This window comes from Xylanibacter rodentium (genome assembly GCF_013166575.1).
Classification (GTDB): domain Bacteria; phylum Bacteroidota; class Bacteroidia; order Bacteroidales; family Bacteroidaceae; genus Prevotella; species Prevotella rodentium.
This window is the reverse complement of record NZ_JABKKE010000033.1, coordinates 1-23,812: the sequence shown is the minus strand read 5'-3', so window position 1 is coordinate 23,812 and position 23,812 is coordinate 1. Positions and strand designations below refer to the sequence as shown.

The 23,812-nt window shown below is 46.6% G+C and carries 23 protein-coding genes; 11 read left to right on the top strand and 12 right to left on the bottom strand.

All coding sequences use genetic code 11. The features are described from left to right. Nucleotides 1-231 precede the first annotated feature (231 nt). Nucleotides 232-1,515, bottom strand: coding sequence for a M16 family metallopeptidase (locus HPS55_RS13130; RefSeq protein WP_172325009.1), 1,284 nt, complete (start codon nt 1,513-1,515; stop codon nt 232-234). Nucleotides 1,516-1,676: 161 nt separating this feature from the next. Between HPS55_RS13130 and HPS55_RS13125 the strand changes: the two genes are divergently transcribed. Further along, nucleotides 1,677-2,606 (top strand): carbohydrate kinase family protein, encoded by a 930-nt coding sequence (locus tag HPS55_RS13125; RefSeq protein WP_172178662.1) that lies wholly within the window; start codon nt 1,677-1,679, stop codon nt 2,604-2,606. 112 nt (nt 2,607-2,718) lie between these two features. Next, entirely contained in the window at nt 2,719-3,936 is a 1,218-nt protein-coding gene (locus tag HPS55_RS13120; protein ID WP_172178660.1) for an FprA family A-type flavoprotein, read from the top strand. Nucleotides 3,937-4,081: 145 nt separating this feature from the next. Here HPS55_RS13120 and HPS55_RS13115 read toward each other — a convergent pair whose 3' ends face one another. The 7 genes from HPS55_RS13115 to HPS55_RS13085 form a co-directional block, all read right to left on the bottom strand. Beyond that, complete coding sequence (locus tag HPS55_RS13115; protein ID WP_172178658.1) at nt 4,082-4,843, bottom strand: fibrobacter succinogenes major paralogous domain-containing protein; 762 nt, start codon at nt 4,841-4,843, stop codon at nt 4,082-4,084. 24 nt (nt 4,844-4,867) lie between these two features. Continuing rightward, on the bottom strand, nt 4,868-5,596 hold the full coding sequence (locus tag HPS55_RS13110) for a hypothetical protein (protein WP_172178656.1): 729 nt from the start codon (nt 5,594-5,596) through the stop codon (nt 4,868-4,870). Beyond that, nucleotides 5,593-6,066, bottom strand: a complete 474-nt coding sequence (locus HPS55_RS13105; protein WP_172178654.1) for a hypothetical protein — start codon at nt 6,064-6,066, stop codon at nt 5,593-5,595. The genes HPS55_RS13110 and HPS55_RS13105 overlap by 4 nt, the downstream gene beginning before the upstream one ends. A gap of 349 nt (nt 6,067-6,415) precedes the next feature. Continuing rightward, complete coding sequence (locus HPS55_RS14310; RefSeq protein ID WP_172178652.1) at nt 6,416-7,426, bottom strand: FKBP-type peptidyl-prolyl cis-trans isomerase; 1,011 nt, start codon at nt 7,424-7,426, stop codon at nt 6,416-6,418. 12 nt (nt 7,427-7,438) lie between these two features. Beyond that, complete coding sequence (locus HPS55_RS13095; protein ID WP_172178650.1) at nt 7,439-8,314, bottom strand: FKBP-type peptidyl-prolyl cis-trans isomerase; 876 nt, start codon at nt 8,312-8,314, stop codon at nt 7,439-7,441. A gap of 78 nt (nt 8,315-8,392) precedes the next feature. Then, nucleotides 8,393-8,998 carry an FKBP-type peptidyl-prolyl cis-trans isomerase gene (locus HPS55_RS13090; RefSeq protein WP_172178648.1) on the bottom strand — a complete coding sequence of 202 codons (606 nt, stop codon included), beginning with the start codon at nt 8,996-8,998 and terminating at the stop codon, nt 8,393-8,395. A gap of 212 nt (nt 8,999-9,210) precedes the next feature. After that, nucleotides 9,211-10,212, bottom strand: coding sequence for a 4-phosphoerythronate dehydrogenase (locus tag HPS55_RS13085; RefSeq protein WP_172178646.1), 1,002 nt, complete (start codon nt 10,210-10,212; stop codon nt 9,211-9,213). A 129-nt stretch (nt 10,213-10,341) separates the two neighbouring features. Here HPS55_RS13085 and HPS55_RS13080 point away from each other — a divergent pair, with 129 nt between their 5' ends. The 3 genes from HPS55_RS13080 (at nt 10,342) to rd (ending at nt 12,458) form a co-directional block, all read left to right on the top strand. Further along, the gene (locus HPS55_RS13080; RefSeq protein WP_172178644.1) at nt 10,342-10,947 is read left to right on the top strand and encodes a DUF4254 domain-containing protein; all 606 of its coding nucleotides are present in this window, start codon (nt 10,342-10,344) and stop codon (nt 10,945-10,947) included. A 168-nt stretch (nt 10,948-11,115) separates the two neighbouring features. Continuing rightward, nucleotides 11,116-12,177: a glycosyltransferase family 9 protein gene (locus tag HPS55_RS13075; RefSeq protein ID WP_172325007.1), complete on the top strand. Its 1,062-nt coding sequence runs from the start codon at nt 11,116-11,118 to the stop codon at nt 12,175-12,177. A gap of 119 nt (nt 12,178-12,296) precedes the next feature. Further along, entirely contained in the window at nt 12,297-12,458 is a 162-nt protein-coding gene (gene rd / locus HPS55_RS13070) for a rubredoxin (RefSeq protein WP_172178640.1), read from the top strand. Between the two features lie 206 nt (nt 12,459-12,664). Here rd and HPS55_RS13065 read toward each other — a convergent pair whose 3' ends face one another. Together HPS55_RS13065 and HPS55_RS13060 are read right to left on the bottom strand one after the other, a co-directional pair. Then, nucleotides 12,665-13,195 carry an RNA methyltransferase gene (locus tag HPS55_RS13065; RefSeq protein ID WP_172178638.1) on the bottom strand — a complete coding sequence of 177 codons (531 nt, stop codon included), beginning with the start codon at nt 13,193-13,195 and terminating at the stop codon, nt 12,665-12,667. A 34-nt stretch (nt 13,196-13,229) separates the two neighbouring features. Next, complete coding sequence (locus HPS55_RS13060; RefSeq protein ID WP_172178636.1) at nt 13,230-13,916, bottom strand: YiiX/YebB-like N1pC/P60 family cysteine hydrolase; 687 nt, start codon at nt 13,914-13,916, stop codon at nt 13,230-13,232. A gap of 207 nt (nt 13,917-14,123) precedes the next feature. Between HPS55_RS13060 and HPS55_RS13055 the strand changes: the two genes are divergently transcribed. From HPS55_RS13055 to mobV, 6 genes are all read left to right on the top strand, one after another. After that, nucleotides 14,124-15,545 (top strand): right-handed parallel beta-helix repeat-containing protein, encoded by a 1,422-nt coding sequence (locus HPS55_RS13055; protein WP_172178634.1) that lies wholly within the window; start codon nt 14,124-14,126, stop codon nt 15,543-15,545. Nucleotides 15,546-16,575: 1,030 nt separating this feature from the next. Further along, nucleotides 16,576-17,796: a site-specific integrase gene (locus HPS55_RS13050; protein WP_005856343.1), complete on the top strand. Its 1,221-nt coding sequence runs from the start codon at nt 16,576-16,578 to the stop codon at nt 17,794-17,796. A gap of 12 nt (nt 17,797-17,808) precedes the next feature. Beyond that, nucleotides 17,809-18,192, top strand: a complete 384-nt coding sequence (locus tag HPS55_RS13045) for a hypothetical protein (protein WP_005856345.1) — start codon at nt 17,809-17,811, stop codon at nt 18,190-18,192. A gap of 277 nt (nt 18,193-18,469) precedes the next feature. Then, the gene (locus tag HPS55_RS13040; protein ID WP_005856347.1) at nt 18,470-19,711 is read left to right on the top strand and encodes a primase-helicase family protein; all 1,242 of its coding nucleotides are present in this window, start codon (nt 18,470-18,472) and stop codon (nt 19,709-19,711) included. A gap of 251 nt (nt 19,712-19,962) precedes the next feature. Next, nucleotides 19,963-20,934 carry a toprim domain-containing protein gene (locus HPS55_RS13035; protein ID WP_172325005.1) on the top strand — a complete coding sequence of 324 codons (972 nt, stop codon included), beginning with the start codon at nt 19,963-19,965 and terminating at the stop codon, nt 20,932-20,934. 266 nt (nt 20,935-21,200) lie between these two features. Further along, on the top strand, nt 21,201-22,508 hold the full coding sequence (mobV, locus tag HPS55_RS13030) for a MobV family relaxase (protein WP_005856350.1): 1,308 nt from the start codon (nt 21,201-21,203) through the stop codon (nt 22,506-22,508). Nucleotides 22,509-22,561: 53 nt separating this feature from the next. Here the strand turns inward: mobV and HPS55_RS13025 are convergent, their stop codons facing one another. Then, entirely contained in the window at nt 22,562-22,978 is a 417-nt protein-coding gene (locus HPS55_RS13025; RefSeq protein WP_005856352.1) for a 2TM domain-containing protein, read from the bottom strand. A gap of 3 nt (nt 22,979-22,981) precedes the next feature. After that, nucleotides 22,982-23,350 (bottom strand): PadR family transcriptional regulator, encoded by a 369-nt coding sequence (locus tag HPS55_RS13020; protein WP_005856354.1) that lies wholly within the window; start codon nt 23,348-23,350, stop codon nt 22,982-22,984. Nucleotides 23,351-23,812: the final 462 nt, after the last annotated feature.

Here is a 23,812-nt window from a genome sequence, read left to right as displayed (position 1 = left end):
CCGTTGGGGCGCGTTCTAGTTTAATGCTGTGACTGACTTAATATTTATTTGACTATGATTTCAGAAATGAACGACAAGTTTTGGACACCCTACCCTACGGGGCGCGTTCTTCCAGAGCAAGTTCTTCCAATGTTCGGACGATTATGTAGTTTAATTCTATTGACTAACTTATACAAAATAATCAAACAATGAACCGCGGCAGCAAATTCTTCATTCTTTATTATTCATTCCTTATTCTTCATTTAAAAAAGTCAGCGTCGTCAGCCTCTCTGCTGCGAATATATCCCTTGCCACCTCTCTTATCTGCTCTGCCGTAAGGGCATCTATACGGGCAAACAAAGACGTCATATCTTTCTCTACACCATATTTCAGATAAGTCTTGCCGAAATCGAGGGCAAAACTCTCGCGGTTGTCACAGGCAACGGCTATCTGCCCCCTTATCTGTTGTTTGGCAGCTTTAAGTTGTGACAGTGTCAGCGTACGCTCCATCATACGGTCGAGTTCGTGGCGCACCAGACGTATGCAACGCCGCACATCATGTGGATCGCAGCCGAAATAGACACTCCATAGACCGGTATCCGAGTAAGCCACCATGGTGCTCTCCACCGTATAAACCAGTCCGTGGCGTTCACGTAGCGACAGATTGAACCTTGCGTTCATACCCGGCCCGCCAAGTATGTTGTTGAGCAGAAACAAAGCCATGCGGCGGTCGTCGTGTGCACTGTATGCCCTGTTGCCTATCATGACATGAGCCTGATGCGTATGCCGCTTGACGGTAACCTCGCGCGGCACATATCCGGGCATGGCGCCGACATTGCCGGAGCCACTGCTGACAGCCATAGGCACCAACGGCACTCCACCAGCCATTCCGATGCTGCCGGTATCGACCTGCCAATCGCCCGCAGCCTTGCCAAGCATGGCCACCAACCGGTTGAAATCCAAATCACCGTATGCAAAGAACACCGCATTGTCGGGCCGGTAATGGCGCCTGGTGAAGCGCATGGCATCAGCCGTTGTATATGTACGCAGGCGGTCGGCTCGCCCGAGAATGCTGCGCCCAAGTGGATGACTGCCGAAAACTATACTCTCGAACTCGTCATATATCAGTTCGGCGGGAGAATCGTTGTAACTCTCTATCTCGTCACATATCACCTCAACCTCCTTGTCTATCTCCGCCTGCGGATAACAGCTATGTAAGACAATATCCGTGAGCAGGTCGACAGCCTTGGCAAAATGGTCGCGCAGTATGGCCGAATAGAACACGGTATGCTCCTTTGTAGTGAAGGCATTCAACTCGCCGCCGACACGCTCCAGACTGTTTATCACCTGCAAGGCGCTCCGCCGGCCGGTACCTTTGAAGGTGATGTGCTCGCAGAAATGAGCCATACCCTCTTCACCGGGCGTTTCATTGCGGGTGCCGGCATTTATGCCATAACCGCAATATACCACCGGTGAAGCCGACGGACAGTGTATTATGCGCAGCCCGTTGGACAATGTCGCTGTATTGTAGTTCATTTTCTTTTCCATTGCTATCTTATTGCAAAGATACTTACTTTAAACGAAGATTGAAGAATGAGCGACAAAGAAAAGCAGCCTTAACAGTAAATTCTTCATGTTTCACTCTTCATTCTTCACGTAAAATATGTAATTTTGCAGCGAAAATATACATTTAGACAATGCGCAAGGTAATAGGAATAGGCGAGACCGTGCTTGACATAATTTTCAAGAACGACCAACCAATCGGCGCCGTACCCGGCGGCTCTGTATTCAACGGCATCATATCGCTCGGACGGGCAGGAATTAACACCACCTTCATCAGCGAAGCAGGCAACGACCGTGTGGGCCGGAACATCATCGGCTTTTTAAACGACAATGGTGTCAACGCCGACAATATCAACGTCTACCCGAACAGCAAGTCGCCGATATCTCTGGCTTTCCTGAACGACAGTAACGATGCGGAATATGTCTTCTACAAAGACCACCCGCACGACCGGCTTGACTTTGCCTATCCGGAAATAGAACGCGACGACGTGGTGATGTTCGGCTCATACTATGCCGTAAATCCCGTCATACGCCCGCAGGTGGTAGGATTTCTGGAATATGCCCGCAGCCGCGGCGCAATACTCTATTACGATGTCAACTTCCGTGCTTCGCACCGCAACGAAGTAATGAAACTCACACCCAACATTCTCGAAAATCTGGAATACGCAGACATCGTACGCGGCAGCCGCGAAGACTTTGAGGTGATGTTCCGCAAGACCGACCCCGATACCGTATATCGCAGCGAGATAGCCTTTTACACGAAAAAGTTCATATACACCAACGGTGCGCTGCCTGTAGAACTGCGCGCCGATGGCGGACTGAAAAAGCAGTATCCCGTCATCGAGACAGACACCGTAAGCACCATCGGTGCAGGCGACAACTTCAACGCCGGTTTCGTATACGGCCTGCTGCGCTACGACATCACGCGAAAGACCATCGAGGGCGGACTCACCGAACAGCAATGGGACAACGTGATAGCCTGCGCCCAACAATTCTCGGCCAACTGCTGCAAGAGCATCAACAATTCAATAGACAAGGAGTTCGGCGAGAAAATGAGATTTTGACAAAGAAGCAAGAAGAGTTAAAGGCTTGAAGACATATCCTTTATGCCGCTATTGGCTTTGACTCCTCTTCCCCCTCCCACTCCTTTAAATTCTAAAATAAAAAACATATATTATGCAACAGATAACAGACAAAGTATTTTATGCAGGCGTCAACGACCGCAACAAAAACCTGTTCGAGGGTCTTTGGCCGCTGCCCAACGGAGTTTCATACAACTCTTATCTCATAGTCGATGACAAAGTATGCCTGGTGGACACCGTCGAGGTGGATTTCTTCATGGCATATATAAAGAACATACAGGAAGTGCTCGGAGACCGACGTATAGACTATCTTGTAGTAAACCACATGGAACCCGACCATAGCGGCGCCATCGAACTGATACGCAAGTACTATCCCGAGATACAGATTGTCGGCAACAAGAAGACATTCGATATGATGCGCGGATTCTACGGTATAGAAGAAAACCGCGTTGAAGTGAAAAACGGAGATACTATCAGTCTCGGTGAACACACCATGCGGTTTGTAATGACCCCAATGGTCCACTGGCCGGAAACGATGATGACTCTGCTCGAAAACACCGCAGAAAACGGACAGCCGACAGAGAGGATACTCTTCTCGGGCGATGCCTTCGGATGCTTCGGCGCCCTCAACGGCGGACTTGTCGACTCGCAAATCAACTGCAGTGAGTTCTGGCTCGAGATGGTACGCTACTACTCGAACATAGTGGGCAAGTATGGCACACCGGTACAGAACGCACTGAAAAAGCTCGCCGGAGTGCACCTCGACTATATCTGCTCTACCCACGGACCCGTATGGCACGAGAACATAGCGCGAGTGACAGACATGTACGACCGTATGAGCCGATACGAAACCGAAGAGGGCCTCGTGATATGTTACGGCACGATGTACGGCAACACCGAGCGCGCCGCCGAGGTCATCGCGCGTGCGGCAAGCGAGGCAGGCATAAAGAACATCGTGATGTACAACGTGTCGAAGACCCACCATTCGTACATCATCCGCGACGTATTCCGCTACCGTGGCCTCATCGTGGGTGCACCGACGTACAACACAGGACTTTACCACGAGATGGACGTGCTGCTCGACGAACTGTCCAACCGCGACATCAAGAACCACTGCCTCGGATGGTTCGGCAGCTACGCATGGGCAAGCAAGGCCGTTGCCAGAATCGAGGAATGGAACACCAACCATCTGCACTTCGAGCCGACAGGCACACCGGTGGAAATAAAACAAAGTCTCGATGCCGACACCACTGCACAATGCGTGGCACTGGGCAAGGCCATGGCAGAAAGACTGAAGAAACAGACACTATAATCCCACAAAAGGTAGACGCCCTACGCACAGACGGCAGACAGACAACCCATCCGACAACAAAATATAGAATTAAGTCAGTCAACAAAATTAGACTATATCCGGACGATATGTAGTCTAATTTTGTTGACTGACTTATTTTAAAGGATTATTCCGTAACGGGCCTTACAGCGGCACCAAAATCTCTCAACATATTTCCAAATGCGTAAGGAACACTGAAATAGCTCGCGAACGAACAGAAATATTTCATCCAGCTGTTTCCTTTTGTAACTAACGACGATGTCCAGTAATAACCTGTCTTGTCCAGTTCCATAAAATCGTCGTACATACGCCGTCCGTTATACGGCAGATATATGCAGTTGCCGTTGGGGCCGGTTATCTTCGTCACATTCACTCCGTTCAGCGTGGTGTCCTCCCATTTGCAGTTTCTGCGGAGTTCCTTGTGTTCCTCGTCAGTAGGCATTCGCCACGTGCCGCCCCACACCACATGCGCCACATCGTCTTCCGGGTCGAGCACGGTCTTGTTGTCAACATCACCCTGCAAAGGATTGACATTGTACTTAAGCAACATATTGGTGCTGTTGTAATCATCGGCGAAATATTTGTTGTACTTACCATAATAGTCCCTTGGTTCCGTCTCCGCCCACTCATAGTAGTTGCCGTATTCTTCGGGAGCGCCGGCACCGATGTTGCACGTGGCCCATTTCAGCCCCGAAGGCAGTCCGAGATCAACATATTCGTGGTTGTTGTAATTGTCGTTGTCATACGGTGTATTGAAAACCACGCTGTCCACGTCTTCTATCTTATACTCATCAAAAATGCGCTCACCGATGTATACCTTCATTATTTCCTGGGCATAAGAGGTTGATACACAGAAAATGATGGTTAACAAACATATTATTCTCTTCATTGTCATCGTTGTTTTTTATGTTTTTTACTCTATCACAGCCCTTACGCAGCAGCCGAAGCTACGATTAAGGGATTCAAATCTGAATTTGCCTGTATCAAATAGCGAGACAGTATTGGCTTTGCTGCTTATTTCATCCTCATACAACGATGAAGACCAATATATTCCTTTATATCCACGCTTCGATATAGATTCCCCCATATTGTAACCTGCCAAAGGCATGAACATGCTGTTGCCGTTGGGACCTGTTATCCTGAATCCTTTCACGTCTCCTGCCGTTTCGACAGAACACTGGCACTGATTGAAAAGTTCTTTCAGTTCATCGAGTGTCGGCATACGCCAGGCGCCTCTCATTTTCATATGCGCCACATCGTCTTCCGGGTCAAGCAGGGTCTTGTTGTCGTCCTTGTTGTATTTGGAGTATTTCAAACTGCTTCCATCAGAGCTGTACTTGTTTCCTTTGCCGTATCTGTCTCTCGGCTCTGTTTCAGCCCATTCGTAAAAGTCGCCATACTTTTCGGGAGCGTCGGCACCGATGTTGCACGTGGCCCACTTCAACCCCGAAGGCAGTCCGAGATCAACATATTCGTAGCCGTTGTACTTGTCGGTGTCCCCCGACATACCGAACGTAACGCTGTCAACATCCGCCTTGTCATACACCTTCACCTCACCGTTGCTCAGATATACCGTCATATTGACCTGCCCCACGGCTGTCAATGAGAATATCGTCGCCATGATTAATAATATCTTCCTCATCGCTTCATTATTTTAATGGTTTTCTCTCTGTTAATGTCTATCACATATGTTCCGGTTGAAAGATTGCTGAAAGACAAACGTACTGTGCCGTCGTCTGACGCCCGTGATGTCGTTATCAGTTGCCCGCCTATTCCGAACACTCTCACCGTTCCGTTTGTCCCGATACCTTCTATCAGTGCCTCGTTGCCGCTGAAAGCAAATCCGAACTCACCGGTCCTTGAAGGATTGATGCCGGTGGTCTCGTCACCGAAATTCAGATTCTTAACCTGCGAACGTTCATACCGGGTTTCCACAAGTCCGGATTTCATCACCATTTCGCTGCCTTCGTATGTTATCTTGGGCTTTGTATCAAGCTGGTAAACATCATATTTACCGCTTTTCAACTGCACAACGAGTATAGAATACTCCGAGGTGTCTGCCGCCGACAATATTTCTATCAGCATCAGAATCATCAAAAAAATCTTTTTCATTTTCAAAAGTTATAAGTTTATATTAATTATATGTAGGTATGACTCGTCTTATAGTCTTTTTCCGGACGAGACAATCTCGTTTTCTCATTGTAAAATTAGTAACTTTATAACTTAATGCAAATCGTTTTAAAGGCTTTTTGTGCTGGAAAACAAAAATCTATGGAAACCCCTAAGTGTTTTTTATGGTTTTCCCTAAGAATAAATTCAGGCTGTATCAAAAACAGAGTTCCGTCAGACTGTATGGCCATATTTTTTAATTTGACCTTACAGTCTGACGGAACTCTGTTTTTGTACAGCCTATATGCTGAAAGTAATGGATGCGGCAATCTGTCTGATTGTCTGCGTCCGCCTATTTCCTTGCAGCTTTCTTGCGAGCCGGTACCGGTTTCTTTGCAGGAACAGACTTCTTGGCTGTCTTGACATCATCGGTCGCTTTCACCTCTTCAGTCTTGGGTTTGTCTATCCCGACAAGCTCCACATCGAATACCAACGCCGAATAAGGCTTTATCTGCTGGCCGGCACCACGCTCTCCATAGGCCAGTTCGTATGGAATGAAAAGCTGCCACTTGCTGCCAACGGGCATCATCGTGAGAGCCTCGGTCCAGCCTTTTATCACTTGGTCGGCACGGAAAGATGCGGGTTTTGAACCATGACGGCTTGAGCTGTCAAACACAGTACCGTCAACCAGGCGTCCCTCATAGTTTACAAGAACTTTGTCCGTGCGCTGCGGCACCTCGCCCTCGCCTTTCACGAGCACCTTATACTGCAGCCCGCTGGGCAGTGTCACCACGCTGTCTTTCCTTGCATTTGAAGCAAGGAAATCACGACCGGCATCACGGTTGGCACCATAGAGTTTCTCTTCCTTGGCTTTTCTGTCGGCTTCGCGCTTGATTCTGAACAGATTTTCAGCGTTATCCTGACTGAAGACAGCCGTGTCGCCGTTAAGCGCATCGACAAAACCACGGAAAACAAAAGCATCGACTATTGAGTCGGGAGTGTCCTCAAACTCTTTCTTCATGCTTGCAAGCATCTGCCCCTTAAGCTGTGCGCCGATGGACATTCCGGCTGAATATGCCTTAATCTTTGGATCGTCACCGGCATCAAGCATATCTTTCAGACCACGCACGAAGTCAGCCATGCCCGTAGAGTCTATACCATGCTGCTGTTTCAGGAAAGGCAGCAAACCGTTTGTCATGCTCTTTCCGGCCACATAGCTCAGCGAGTCGGAACTCGTGGCAAGCACTACCGGGGCTACCACAGGCTGCTTGCCATTGTCTTTTTTCTTCTTCTTTGCAGCAAAAGCTACATTAAAAGATGCACTCGCCATTACGACGAGTGCCATCAGAAATACTTTCTTCATATCCGTGAAAGATTATTTCTCGTTTACAGAAATGAGTTCAATCTTGAATATCAGCGCCGAGAACGGCTTGATGTCACGCTGCTCACGCTCGCCGTAAGCCAGTTCCTGCGGAATGTAAACCTCCCATGTAGAACCTGCGGGCATGTGTACCAACGCATCGGTCCATCCCTTTATAACCTGGTTGGCACGCAGATTGATAGGCTCGCCGCGCTTATATGAGCTGTCGAATACCTTACCGTCGATAGTACGGCCCTCGTAGTGAACCTTTACCATGGATGTGTCGGCGGGAATGGCTCCGCTGCCTTCCTTGATCACCTTATACTGGACACCGCTTGGCAATTTCTTTACGTCCTTGGCTGTGGCGTTCTTGGCCATGAAATCCTCGCTTTTCTTCTTGTTGTCGCCATACAGCTTCTCCATACTCTTGGCCTTTATCTGCTGCATCTTGGTCTGTGCCACCTGTCCGGCCTGCTCCATGGTCATGAGACCTTTCTTGCCTGTCGTTCCACTTATGAATCCGGCCATGAAGTTCTTCATGGATATTGTCTGTGTGGAGTCGTCGCCGAACACCTCGTGGTTGATGCCCTTGACCATCTGGTTGCTTATCTGCTGGCCTATCTGAATACCTGCATAGTATGCGGCCTTCTTCTTGTTGTCACCGGCATTGGCACCTTCGTTGAGACCTTTGATAAACTCGTCCATGTAAGTGGTATCTACGTCAAGACGCATAGTAAGATACTCTTTCAGACCCTGAGTCTGTGCCATACCGATAGCATAGCTCATTGAGTCTACATCGCTCTTAAGGTTGGCCTTAGGAGTAGATTGACCGCACGATGTAAACGCTGCGGCAGTGATAGCCATTGCGGCTACAAATGTCAGTTTTTTCATTCTGATTGTAAAATATTTAATTTGGTTATTCTTTATTCTGTAACAATATTATGATGATTTCTCTGTAAATGTATTATATCACATCACCTCTATCAACTCTACGTCGAATATAAGTGCTGAATATGGAGGTATGGAACGCCCTGCACCAGACTCGCCATAGCCAAGCATGTAAGGAATGAAGAAACGATACTTTGCACCTTCCTGCATCAGTTGAAGACCCTCGGTCCATCCGGCTATAACCTGCTGCAGACCGAACACAGCCGGTTCACCACGCTGCACGCTGCTGTCGAAAAGTGTCCCGTCGGTAAGAAATCCCTCATAATGGCATTTCACACTGTCTGTAGCCTTCGGCTTCTTGCCGCTACCTTCCTGCAGAACAATATATTGCAGTCCGCTCGGCAGTGTCACCACACCATCCTTCTTGGCATTTTCAGCCAGATAAGTCTCTCCGGCCTCCTTGGCTGCCTTGCCGTTCTCGGCACGCTCAGCATTTATTTTCTCTTCTTTTTTCGCGAAATAATCAGTAGCTATGGTCTGTGCCTCACGATTGGACAACTTCAGTTCTCTGCCGGCGAGCATATCTTTGATAGCCGTTGCGAAGTCATCTATATTCAAATCGTTTGCACCCATCTGTATCAGCTGGTTGCCGATACCCATACCCAAAGCGTAGCTTACCTTATCCATGTCGTTATCTGTTCTTTTTTATTTTTAGTTTCTTTTATTTAATAACGTGCAAATTTACTTATTTTATCCGACACCGTTGCCATATTTAGCGAAAAATCACTATTTTTCAGATTTTTAGATACATAGCGAAGATTTCATATATATTGCATAATCTTATTTTTAGACATAAAGACTTGTTTTTTTGTGGACATAAAGAAAACTATTCTTTATATCTAAAAAGCGGTTTCCCTTCTCAATGGATAATTGCCTCGCAAATATTCGAATTTATCCGGATATGCCTTCAGGCGCCGGCTGTCGTCAAGCGGATTGTAAAGTTGCAACGGATCTCCGGTATATACAAAACCCGAAGGCAATGGAGGAGGCAGTACGACAGGAGGAGCCGCCACACCGAAAAAACGGCACAAGGCATCCAAGACCATATTGTCGGCATTGGCCTTGCCGTCTGCCGAATATCCTGCGATGTGAGGTGTACCGATATAAACCCTATCAAGCAATCGCAAGTCGACGTGAGGTTCACGCTCCCATGTGTCAACAATGGCCTGACGCACAATGCCATCGTCGATGGCACGCAACAAAGCACCATTGTCGACAACGGCGCCACGGCTTGTGTTTATTATGAACGGCCGACGCACAAGACGCGAAAAGAAAGCCTCGTCGGCAAGATGATATGTAGGATATGCTCCGTCGCGTGTCAACGGAACATGGAATGTTATTATGTCGGCCTCACGCTCTATCGTTTCCAACGAAACATATCCCGAAGCTCCCACTGGCGGATCGCAAACGAGAACACGCATTCCGAACGACAAAGCAACGTCGCATACGAGTGTACCCACATGACCGCAACCCACTATACCAATCGTCGTTCCAACAAGATTGACGCCGTGAAACCTTGCAAGCAGAATCAACACAGAACGGAGATACTGTGCTACCGAAGACGCATTGCATCCCGGGCAATTGGTCCAACATATTCCGGCACGATCGAGCCACGCTGTGTCAAGATGGTCGTAACCTATAGTCGCCGTACCGACAAAACGCACCCGGCTGCCGCCGAGCAACCGTTCGTCACAACGGGTTCGAGTACGCACTATCATTGCATCGGCATCACGCACATCATCAGCTTTTATAGCGCTGCCGTCCATATACACCGCGTCATCCGTAATAGCAGCCACAGCATCACGGATATAAGGAATCTTATCGTCTATAACTATCTTCATTGCGCAGACAAAAGTACACAAAATCAATTATAAAAAAGACTATAATGAAATGAAAATCTGATAATTTCGTTGGATAATTGAAAAAGTTTACTTAGATTTGCAAACAGAAAACATAATACAAAGAAGAAAATGTCATTTACAGAACATTCTAACAATATCTTTAATCAAGCCATAAGGGACTACCACCTTACTGACAATGTGGACACACCAATCCACAATCCTTACGACAGGGATTCTATAGACTATCACCTATATACCAAGTGCTGGATAGACACCGTACAATGGCACTTCGAGGATATAATACGCGATCCGCATATCAACCCCGACGAAGCCCTGTCGCTGAAACGACGCATAGACCGCAGCAACCAGGACCGCACCGACCTTGTGGAAGAGATAGACAGCTGGTTCAGACAGCAGTACAGTAATGTAAGGACATTGCCCGATGCACGACTGAACACGGAAAGCCCCGCATGGGCTGTGGATCGCCTGTCTATTCTGGCACTAAAGATATACCACATGCAGGAACAGGCTGACCGAAACGATGCACCGGAGGAACACCGTACCAAATGTGCCGCCAAACTACAGGTGCTGTTGGAACAGCAGAAAGACTTGTCGCTCGCCATCGACCAGTTATTGGAAGACATAGAGTCCGGACGCAAGTATATGAAAGTTTACAAACAGATGAAGATGTACAACGACCCTTCTACAAATCCGGTACTATACAACAAGAAATAAAAAAACAAGACTATACCGTGCCCGGCAGATGTTCTCCAGCCCTATCATTATAGAAAAAGAGGCGACCAAAGGACAAGACATATCAACTAATCCAAATATTTTGGTATTGAAACAAGTCCAGAAAAACGGAGTACGAAAACAACGGATGAAAATCCAACGTCAAGACAAATGAAAAAAGAGCATATTCTGATAATACGATTCTCGGCACTTGGCGATGTAGCGATGGCTGTGCCGGTAGTCTATTCGCTCGCAATGACTTATCCGCACGTGAGAATCACAGTGCTGAGCCGCGAATATGCACGAGCGTTCTTTGAAGATCTTGCACCTAATGTCAACTTCATGGAAGCCGACCTGAAGAATGAATATCACGGAGTAAAAGGTCTGAACACACTGTATAGACGACTCACGGCCAAGAACTTCACAGCCGTTGCCGACTTCCATAATGTGTTACGCTCGGACTATCTGCGCATGAGATTTTTCATCGGACAATATAACGTTGCGCACATCGACAAGCACCGAAAAGGAAAGAAACTGCTCACGACACCCGAAAACAAACAACTGGTGCAGCAGACCACATCATTCCAGAACTACACTGACGTGCTTGCAAAACTGGGGTATCCCGTCACAATAAACTTCCGCTCCATATTCCCCGAGGAGGGCGGCAACCTTAATCTGTTGCCCGCAGCCGTAGGACCAAAGAAAAGTTTTGAACAATGGATCGGAATAGCACCCTTTGCAGCACATGAAGGCAAGGTATATCCGCCGATACTCATGCGTCGGGTAATAGAAAAAACAACCGTAAAATACCCCAAAGCACGCATATTCCTCTTCGGACGCGGCAAACGTGAGGATGAAACTTTCGGGCAATGGTGCACGGACATCAAACAATGTGTCAACGTAGGCGCCATCCTTGAGAACATGCAACAGGAGCTGATATTAATGAGTCACCTTGACGTAATGGTGTCGATGGACAGTGCCAACATGCACCTCGCATCCCTTACAGGGACACCGGTGGTAAGCGTATGGGGGGCTACACACCCATTTGCCGGATTCATGGGATGGAATCAGAAACCCGATACAGCCGTACAGACAGACCTGCCATGCCGGCCGTGCAGCATTTACGGCAACAGGCCGTGCCTACGCGGTGACTTCGCCTGTATGAACAATATACCTCCGGAGCTGATAATAGAGAAAATAGAATATGTGATGAACATTAAAAAAACGTTATGAATATGAACGTTTTCGTCAAGCCAAACAAACAGAATGAAACTTGTTTCAGTTCTGCAATGGCAAGAAAACAATAAATTAAATACAACTTATTATTATTTACTCATTTAAATTTAAACATTATGAAAAAGTACATTTGTGAAACATGCGGATACGTTTACGATCCAGCTATCGGTGACCCTGAAAACGGAGTAGCACCCGGAACATCATTCGAAGACATTCCCGACGATTGGGTTTGTCCTCTGTGCGGAGTTGGAAAAGAAGAATTCTACGAAGAAGAATAATCTTCCAGTCGAGCCAAATCAGCAAAGTCCGAACACGTTCGCTTTGCTAATTTGGTTTGATGAAAATATGCATTATTAAGTGCCATAAACTAAGATATGGAGACTATATTGTTTTTTCCGTATACAACCATTGGACACTATGGTCTACGGACGGACAAAACAATATAGTCTCCATATCTTTTTTCATAAATATATAGCCGTAAAGCTTATTCCATACCGCAGAATCTGAAAGCATACATTATTATTCCGGCCGTGACGGAAACATTCATTGAGTGTTTGGTGCCATACTGCGGTATTTCGAGACAACCGTGACTCATGTCTATCACCTCCTGGTGCACACCTTTCACTTCATTGCCCAATACCACTGCATAACGTTTTCCACGCTCCGGCACAAAGTCGTGCAGCATAGTGCTACCCTCGGCCTGCTCTACGGAATATATCTCGTAGCCGACAGACGCCAGTTCTTCCACCGCCTCACCCGCCGTCTTGAAATATTTCCAACACACACTGTCCTCGGCTCCAAGCGCCGTCTTATGTATCTCGGTACTTGGTGGCGTGGCACTTATACCACAAAGATAAACTGCCTCTATGCGGAAAGCATCACCCGTACGGAACACGCTGCCCACATTGTACATCGACCGTACGTCGTCAAGCACCACCACCAGCGGCAGTTTGTCAGCCTCACGGAACTCGTCTACCGTGAGACGATTCATCTCTATTGTCCTCAGTTTTCTCATTACAGCGGCAAAATTAACAAAAAAAAACGACGTATCAAAACCTCATGACAATCCTCACTTTCTTCCTGCGCGACATTTCACCCGGATTCGTGCCCGGACGACCTTCGGGTACAGCCATTCCATGGCGTGCATAGAAACGGGTCCAGAAGTCGGGAATATGTCCTGAAGAGTCACGGAATGTCATGGGAACACTTTCAAACACGAAGTTGTCTCCGCCATCCACAAAACTGAACTGGACCAGTTCGCTGCAATATATCTCCCTGTTTCCAGGAAGATACAGACTATCATAGTTGCAGCCTATAAAACGCTGCACACCGTTAAGAGAAGCCTGTACGTCAAGTCCGGTGACACGCCCCACAACAACCTGCGGAACACCTTCAGGCGACATCCTGCGACATAGAAACGAATCCAACGGAGTAACGCACACGCCATGACCGGGAAGCGCCTCTATCACCGACGGTCGTCCGTCGATACGCGCAAATACACCAACATGGTCGATATTCATATCATCCACACCGCGGGTAACGTCGGTGATGGCATTGCCCGATACGGAAGCCTGGAAGAGCAGGTCGCAGTCGTGCAGACTGTCAATGGCAAAAGTACTCACCTCCATAATGTCCGGCATTACATTATCCGTACAAAGCCATCTTGACAATGCCGTACATGACGAAAAACACACTGAAAAAGCAATAGCCGCTATGCTCAGACCGATTATTTTCATAAACCTACATAAATTTTTATACAAAGATAATGCAAACAAGTGCAATGAAAAGCTGTTTTCAAACTGCCAAGTGCAACTTATCTTATGCAAAGATAACACTTTAAGGCCTACAAACTACTTATAATATCATAAAAAGCGTAACTTTGCACAGTCAAAGAACTTCACTGAAGTTGCCGAGACAACAAATAACAATAAAAACAAAACAGAATGAAAAAGATTGTATTGGCAGCCATTACAGCTGCAATGGCCATCACCAACACCATGGCCGAAGACTTCAAGACACCGGGAGACGGAACAGTGTGGACCATGACAATGCTGTCGGAAACAGTAGCATCGGGAGTTACAAAGAGCGGAGACAAAACATTTGCAATGTCCGACAACGTGGAAATATCCGAAAACGACAGATTCAAGATAGAAGACGGAATCACCATACTCATGGGTGACAATGTCAGACTGACCATAACCGGAGAGGCCGACTTCCAAGCTAAGGAACGTGTACTCTTAACATCTGTCGACGATACGTCAAAGCCATACGGAATATTCATCGACAACGACAAGAGCGTGACATACTTCAAAAACATCGACTTCGAACATGCCGGACTGAAAAACTTCGGTACATACGGCCTGGAAGCCGACAACTGCACTTTCACACGCCACAACGCCGTATCCGGAACGGCGGCGTTGAGCATGGGAACAAGCGGCGCCGAATTCCGCATTACCAACTGCACATTCACCGAATGCGCAAAGAGCGCCATCGGAGGAGCAGCCAACTATATGAACCCCGTGACCATAGACAACTGCACATTCACAGCCAACGGCACCGCCAACATGAACACTCCTCAGCTGAACATCACAACAGCTGCCAACATCGCAATACGCAACTGCAAGATAACGGGCAACCCCGAGCACAACATGGTAGGAGGAATCGTAGTGTCAAACCTTATAGGACTGACCGGAGAACTCAACACACTCATCGAAAACAACGAAATAAGAGACAACCGTTTCGGACTGGCCACATATTGTGAACAGACAGCCGTAATAAAGAACAACACCATCATCGGCAACAACCACGAGACAAACCCAAACAACGGCGGAAGCGGCATCAACATCTACGACCCGTACAAGACACAGACAACAACCATCACCGGAAACTATATCGAAGGCAACCTGTGGGGCATAACCATCATCGGCGGACGTTGCGTAAACGTGGGAAAGACGGAAGACAGCAACGCCGCCGACTACAATCCCGGCCTTAACGTGTTCCTCAACAACGGTTTCGGAGGAACCATATACGACCTTTACAACAATTCGGCCAATACCGTATATGCACAGGGCAACCATTGGAAGAGCGTAGCCGCACAGGACCGCGAGAGCATAGAGACCGTCGTATTCCATAAAAACGACAATGCCGCACTCGGTGAGGTGATATTCATGCCGGCACTCGAATCCGATCCCACATCAATAGACACTCCTGCGAAAGAAGAAACCACACGCACTGAAACCGAGATATACACATTCGACGGCACCAAAACCAACATTACAGATGCCGCAAACCTGTCCAAAGGCATATATATAATAAAGAGTTACGGAGAAAAAACATCCGTCACACGAAAGATAACAGTGAGATGAAAAACACGATATGATGAAAACCGTAACGGTTCAAAGGCGTTGTACTGCCGGTACAGCGCCCTTGAACTAACGGTACAACGCCTTTGAACTAACGGTACAGCGCCTTTGAACTGACAGTACAACGCCTTTAAACTGACAGTACAACGACATAGTACCGAAACCAAACAAATACCGGCAACGCAAAAACACATACACCCCCTGCCACTGTCCGCAAGATTCGTCTGAGCGACACCTATGCTCTACTTATAAGTTATTCAACAAAATAAAACTACATTATCCTACGAATATAGTATGAACGCGCTTTAGATGGATGTGCCCTGAATGAACGCGCCCTGCAGGGGCAGCGAGCACATAGCCCGGGGCAGAGCGAAGCGGCACCCCGGGTTTTTATGTTCAATTACCCATTCGCCCTGAAAGGGCAAAAGCATTAATTATCAAATACTTACATTTTTCATCCATATATTTTTATGCTTTTGCCCTTTCTCTAAGTTTGCAGAAGATTGCGACGCAGTCGCATATTTAAAAAAAACAGGAGTTATAATTATGACAACTCAAGACTGTTTCTTACCTTTGTCGTATTAAGGAAGAACCGGTCAGTCGGTGAGGTAACCCATTACCCTTTCCAGTCGCAAGACCAGGCCCTGTTTCGGACCTCTCCGACATAGTTGCAAAGACCAGATAGAAAGTTATCGGCTCCGAGCCTTATTAGAGTATTAGTCCATACAACTATCGACCGGTTCAAATATAATTAAGTACAAAGTTATGAAAAATCTCTGGAATAACCTCGAAAAACGGGAGAAATGACGCTAAATGACTTAATATCAGAGTCGTTGCGGTGTCAAATGATGACAAGCCGAAAAATCGGAAAACGCAAAGAAAAGCGGATTTAAGAAGAAGAATGGTTTGCAAATCATTACCCGTGAAAGAGTAAGATTTAACATATGAGAGATGCTATTGCACCGTTTGTCACCGATTTGCGTATCAAGGTCTAACTCGTTGATATTTAACTTTGCAAACAAAAAAAACGAGTATGGCAAGAAGTACATTCAAAGTGCTGTTCTACGTGAACGGCAGCAAGGAGAAAGACGGTATTGTCCCCATCATGGGACGAGTGACAATCAACGGTACTGTGGCGCAGTTCAGTTGCAAGCAGACCATCCCGAAAAACCTTTGGGATGCGAAAGGCAACCGAGCCAAAGGCAAGAGTGCCGAAGCACGGAACATCAATCAGGCTTTGGATAACATCAAGGCGCAAATCATCAAGCACTATCAGCGCATATCCGACCGAGAGGCATACGTAACGGCTGAAATGGTACGCAATGCCTACCAAGGGGTAGGAAGCGAGTATGAGACACTGATAAAGGCTTTTGACAAGGATTGCGCCAACTTCTTGAAACGTGTCGGCAAAGACCGCAGCATCGGCACATACAAGGTCATGGTAAGGGCAAGAAATTATGTCGCAGCCTTTATCAAGTCGTTCTACAGGCGGACGGATATGTCCATGCTGGAACTTACACCCGACTTCATCAAGGAGTTTGCGGCTTATCTTACGGCTGAACGGGGACTGAAAAACGCCACCATCTGGCTGAACTGCATGTGGCTGAAAGGCGTGGTCATGCGTGCGCACTATAACGGACTGATACCGAGAAATCCGTTTGCGCAGTTCCATATCAGCCCGAATGTTAAGGAACGGGAGTATCTGACAGAGGACGAAATCAAAAGAATCATGGCGCACGAGTTTAACAACCCCACCCTCGCATTGGTGCGGGATCTGTTCATTTTCGCCTGCTTCACCGCCTTGTCTTTCGTGGATATGAAAGAACTCACAACAGACGAAATAGTGGAAGTGAACGGTGAGAAATGGATATTGTCGAAACGGCACAAGACAAATGTCCCGTTCCAAGTGAAGCTGCTGGATATTCCCTTGCAGATAATCGAACGGTACAAGTATCTGTCGGAAGACAAGCTGGTTTTCGGGAAAATCAACTATTGGACGATGTGCAAACAATTGAAAAAGGTAATGGCGGAATGCGGAATAGAGAAGCAAATCTCCTACCATTGCGCACGTCATACATTTGGAACACTGGCTCTTAGCAAGGGGATGCCCATTGAAAGCGTGAGCCGTGTTTTGGGACATACGAACATTGTCACGACTCAAATCTATGCGAAGATAACCACACAGAAACTTGACAATGACCTGACGATGTTCGGCAACAAGCTGAACGCATCGTTCGGAAGTGTAACCCCATAACCAAGCATAGCCATGAAACGAAGCATCATCACAACGGACGGCAACGGCAACATCACCTTGCCGACCGACATTAGCGCAACCGCCATGAGCGAATGGGAACTTTGCGACCTGTTCGGAGTAACCGCCCCGACATTCCGTGCAGGGCTGAAAGCTCTTTGCAAGAGCGGAGTTTTAAGGGAATATGGGATAAGGCGAAGCATACGGGTATCCGATAATTGCTGTATGGAGGTTTACAACCTTGAAGCGATAGTTGCCCTTGCTTTCCATATCGGCACATTCGGAGCGGAACGGGTACGCAATGCCGTTCTTGAAAGACTGTACCTGCGAAAAGAGAAAACAAGCATCTTTTTCTCGCTGAATACCAACGGTATATCCAAATCCGAATACTTCTCGTAGCTGAATGCCTGACATTATTCACTCGGTAAGTCAGTAATTCATTAAGTCAGTACGACAGAACGACAGACGCTCTGATTTTTTCTCCCGAAAAGCGTAATCCGACATTCGCTTTTCGGGAGTTTTTCCGTTTGCAGAACCTGTTTCCTGCCCCAAGCCATCGAAAGTTTTTGTTTCGGGGGCTATTTGTCACCATTCTGCTGTGTTTTGCATAACAACCTATCCGATAATTGATTATATTTTTGCAGCTGGTAATTTTCAAACTTAAAACCATTTGATTATGTCAGCTATCGAACAACAGGACAGCCACAGACCGCCATCGGATGGCGGCATGGCAAAGGAAGAATTTATCCGTGTAGGGACAACGCTCTACAAGATTGTGGAGCAACCGAGACTGAACGGAGGGTATGTGAAGAAACGCATCGCATGGAACAACGAGACCCTGCGACAGGATTACGGCAAGGATTACATCGGCAGCGTTCCCAAGTATGACGGCTTCTGCACCGTACCCGAACACATCGGCTACCGTTCCGTGGTCGGCAAGTTCCTTAACCTCTACGAACCGATAGACCACCGACCGCAGGAGGGCGATTTATCGCATATCCAATCTTTGGTACGGCACATCTTCGGGGAACAGTACGAGTTGGGGATGGACTATCTGCAACTGCTTTACCTGCAACCGATTCAGAAGTTGCCTATCCTGCTGTTGGTGTCGGAAGAACGCAACACGGGCAAAAGCACCTTCCTGAACTTTCTGAAAGCCCTTTTTCAGAACAATGTGACTTTTAACACCAACGAGGATTTCCGCAGCCAGTTCAATTCCGACTGGGCCGGCAAGTTGCTTATCGTGGTGGATGAGGTGCTGCTCAACCGCAGGGAGGATAGCGAGCGGTTGAAGAACCTCAGCACCACACTTTCCTATAAGGTGGAAGCCAAAGGCAAAGACCGTGACGAGATTGCGTTCTTCGCCAAATTCGTGCTGTGTTCCAACAACGAGTATCTGCCCGTAATCATAGACGCAGGGGAAACACGCTATTGGGTGCGCAAGATAAACCGCTTGCAGTCCGATGATACCGACTTCCTGCAAAAGCTGAAAGCGGAGATACCCGCCTTTCTCCATTTCCTGCAACACAGAAAACTGTCCACCGAAAAGGAAAGCCGGATGTGGTTCAACCCCACATTACTGCATACAGAAGCCTTGCAGAAGATTATCCGCAGCAACCGCAACCGGTTGGAGATAGAGATGCACGAACTTATCCTTGACATCATGGACAGTGTCGGCACGGATACATTCTCTTTCTGTTACAGTGACATTCTTCTTTTGCTGGTACACTCACAGGTAAAGGTGGAGAAACACCAAGTCCGAAAAGTGTTGCAGGAATGTTGGAAACTGACTCCTGCGCCAAACGGACTGACTTATACCACCTACCTGTTCAACTGCAATCGGGAGTGTCGGTATGAGCCGATAAGGAGAGTGGGACGCTTCTACACCGTCACAAGGGAGCAACTTGAATCCCTGTAATATTATCATTTTTCTGTTGAATTGTTGAATATGGGTATAAATGCACTGACAATAAACGATATACATTCTCAACAAAATCTCAACAAGCCAAAAGAGAAGTTGAGAGACCACCGACACCCGTTTGTGGATTTCTCTTTTGGCGAGTGGTTTGTTGAGAAGATGTTGAGAGGTTACGAGGCTGTATATAAACATATTACATTAACAATTCATCAAATCAACAAATTTTCATCAACTTCAAAACCGTATGTAATATGACAATCCAAGATGTAAAGCAAATCAAACTGGCAGACTATCTGCAAAGTCTGGGCTATACGCCTGTAAAGCAACAAGGCAGGAACCTGTGGTATAAATCACCGCTACGGGAAGAAACGGACGCATCGTTCAAGGTAAACACCGAGCTTGAAAAATGGTATGACTTCGGCATCGGCAAAGGCGGAAACATCCTCGCATTGGCAGCGGAACTCTACCATTCGGAAGATGTAGCCTATCTGCTGAAACGCATAGAGGAGCGGACAGCATACATCCGCCCTGCATTGTTCTCTTTTGGCAGACAGCATTCCGACAATCAGCCTTATCAGGGATTAAGGGTTGGTGAGTTGTCCTCTCCTGCACTTATTGCCTATCTGCAAGAAAGGGGAATAAACATCGGACTTGCCAAAAGAGAATGCAGGGAGCTTCGGTTTATGAATGCCGACAAACCCTATTTTGCCATCGGCTTTCCGAACATGGCAGGAGGATATGAAGTGCGCAACAGATACTTCAAGGGATGTGTCGCCCCGAAAGACATCACCCATATCCGACAGCAGGGCGGACAACGATGTATGTGTTACCTGTTCGAGAGGTTCATGGATTACCTTTCATTCCTTACCATCCGAGTGGGAAACAATCCGCAACACCCGCGATTGGACACACAGGACTATGTCATATTGAACTCCGTTTCCAATCTTGCAAAAGCGGAAAGCATATTGGAAACCTACACCCAAGTCGGCTGTTTCCTTGACAACGACACGGCAGGACGGAACACCTGCAAGAAGCTGAAAGAGAAGTTTGGGGAACGGCTGCTTGACAAGTCAATGTACTATCGTGAGTATAAGGACTTGAACGACTACCTGTGCGGTAAGCCCTTGTCCCAATCGGCAGAGCCGATAAAGGAGAAGAAGCAAGTCCAATCCGCAAGGCGGATGATGCAGCCACCGAAAAAGAAAGGGGGATTTCATCTGTAATATGCTCGTCTGCTCTCCCAAGGTATTTAGACAGAAATACCATAGCTTAATAGGGCGTTTTCTTCACGCATTACTCCGTAACGCTAAAAACACCCTATCGAGCCAAAGGGAAATCCCTTTGGAAACCCTGTGCAAACGAGAGCAGAAGCCAAACTCGTTTGGATTATGCCGAGTGCTGCAATGGTTCATTTGCATAATAAACCCTGTGAGCCGATGCCGCAGGCAGAGAGAAGAAACATAACGATAACCGCAAAAACAGTAATGATATGGGATATTTTTCATTGGACATTAAGAAGGCAAAGGGTACATCGGACACCACGCAGTCCGACCATATAGAGAGAAAGATAATACCTAAAAACGCAGACCCGACAAGAACGCATCTGAACAGGGTGCTTGTCGAATACCCCGATGGCGTTCACGGCAGGGATGAAGCGATTGCCCACAGGCTGAACACGGCAGGCATCAGACGGAAAATCACACACGACCAAGTCCGTGTCGTTCGGGTGGTCTTGTCGGGTACGCACGAGGACATGATGAACATACAGGAAAAAGGAGAACTCGATGAATGGTGCAGCGACAGCATCCAATGGCTGCAAGCCACATTCGGCAAAGACAATGTGGTTGCCGCACATCTGCACATGGACGAGAAGACTCCGCACATACATGCAGCCGTTGTTCCCATCGTGACGGGTGAAAGGCGCAAAGCCAAGAAAGAGCAGACGGACGGTAAGCGCAAGTACCGCAAGAAAACAAATTCCGTCCGTTTGTGTGCCGATGACCTGTTCAACCGCCAGACCTTGGTCGCCTACCACGACAATTACGCAAGGGTAATGGCGAAATACGGATTGCAGCGTGGGGTACGGGGTTCGGAAGCACGGCACACCACCACCATGCAGTATTATAGGGACTTGAAAAAGAAGAATGAAGTCCTCGAAACCGAAACCAGACTGTTGCAGGAAAAGAAGACCGAAGCGCAGGAGGAATTGAGACAGGTAAAAGCAGAAATCCGTACTGACAAGCTCAAATGTGCAGCCACCGATACGGCAACCGCCCTTGCAAGCAGTGTGGGTTCTCTTTTCGGAAGTGGAAAGATGAAATCGTTGGAACGCAGGAACGAGGATTTGCAAGACCGCATCCTTGAACTTGAAAACGAAGCCCGACAACGGGAACGGCAACAAGCCAAACAGATACAGGAGATAAGAAACGCTTACGAGCAACAGCACCGCAAGCTGTCGGAGTTTGCGGATTTTGTCAGACGCTACTTTCCATATGTGGAGAAGCTGATGCCTATAATAAACTTCCTGCGTGACCGATTGAAGTTTAATGACGGAATAATCAGAAAACTGTGCGAGTTCAAGGAGGTCGGGATAAAAGGCGAACTCTATTCTTCCGAATTTAACCGAAGTTTTGATACCCGACACTCCGTCTGCTCCATCAAACAGGATGAAAGCGGTAAATTCGATTTCAAGATAGACGGGGTTTCACACGTGAGCTGGTTCAGAAAGAAAATGAATGAGTTTAGAGAAAAATTAGGTGTACCTACAAGGAAACAAAATCGGGGTATTAAGTTCTAATGAGTATAGCTGGGGTCATTAACTGTTATGGCTAATGACCCCAACTATACTCATTAATTGAATATTTCATCTTTATCATATCCTTTTATCGAATTCCGTTGAGCTATTACAAAGAATACGAAATGTATCAATAGTCCAATTCCCCAAAATAACGCAGTAAATCCAATAGCTTTAAGGCTTCCCGTATTCAATAATCCTACATAATAAGAAACAATCTTGACCCCATTATAAAGCAGATATGTTGTAAAATGCCATCTGAAGCCAATATCATTAATTTCATTCTCTATGACATCCTTCTTACCGAAATGCCAACCAATAAAAAACATCAAAGCACAATATGCTATTGCACACAATGGTATGATTATTCCATTTTCGACATCTGCACAAAGGCTTAAAACCAACCGAAATGCAACGGTCAAAACCAATCCGAAAAATGCGAATTGTCCTAATCTGAATGTTAATACTTTCATAACTCACTTATTTAGAAGGTTAATAATATAGCTATCATTAAATATTAATATGTTACGTTCAACAAAACGTCTGAATAGCAAGGACCCGTTTTCTGTGAGATGGTAATATTTTCTATCAGGACCTTTGCTTACTTTCCTATTTTCATAAGCTACAATAGCCAAATTCTGAAATTTGCGTAAGGTTCTGTATAAACTTTGTTCTTCGCACGACATTGACTGTTTAGATGCTTTCTCAACGAAAGCTTTTATGTCCTCAACGCATTTGTTGCTCTCTTTCAATGCAAGGAATATCCAAAAGGTAAGTTGCCCTTTTTTATAGGTTTCTTCCCAAGCATTAAGTAATTCATCTATTGCAAAAGTGTTATCTCTCATAAAACAAGTTTTAGTTTTAATGTATTAAACATCTTGTATAGTGCAAATATATGAATACTATTCCACTTGTGCAATAGGTTGGCTATATTTTTTTTGTTATCGGATTGTTTTTATTCTTCAAAGCTCCTTTTCATCCATTCCATTAAATCAAGACTGACGGATTTATCGCTATATTCAGTAAAATTAATCATGATAGTTCTTATTTCGAAAAAACATCTTACCTTTGCAGGGCGAAGAGTTACTTGAAAGCAATTCAAGGCAAAACGCAGTAAATGGCATAGTTGCCAAGTCATTACCTCAAAAATGGGTAATTCTCCCAAAGTCCTTTGTATAAGGCACTAACGAAAGTTTTCCAGAATTACGCAAAAAGTATTTGTTGGGATTGATTTTTCGAAAGAAAAATTTGATGTGGCCGTAATTTTTGCAGACGGCCTGTTGGAAACGGCTTGCAGAGAGTTCAAC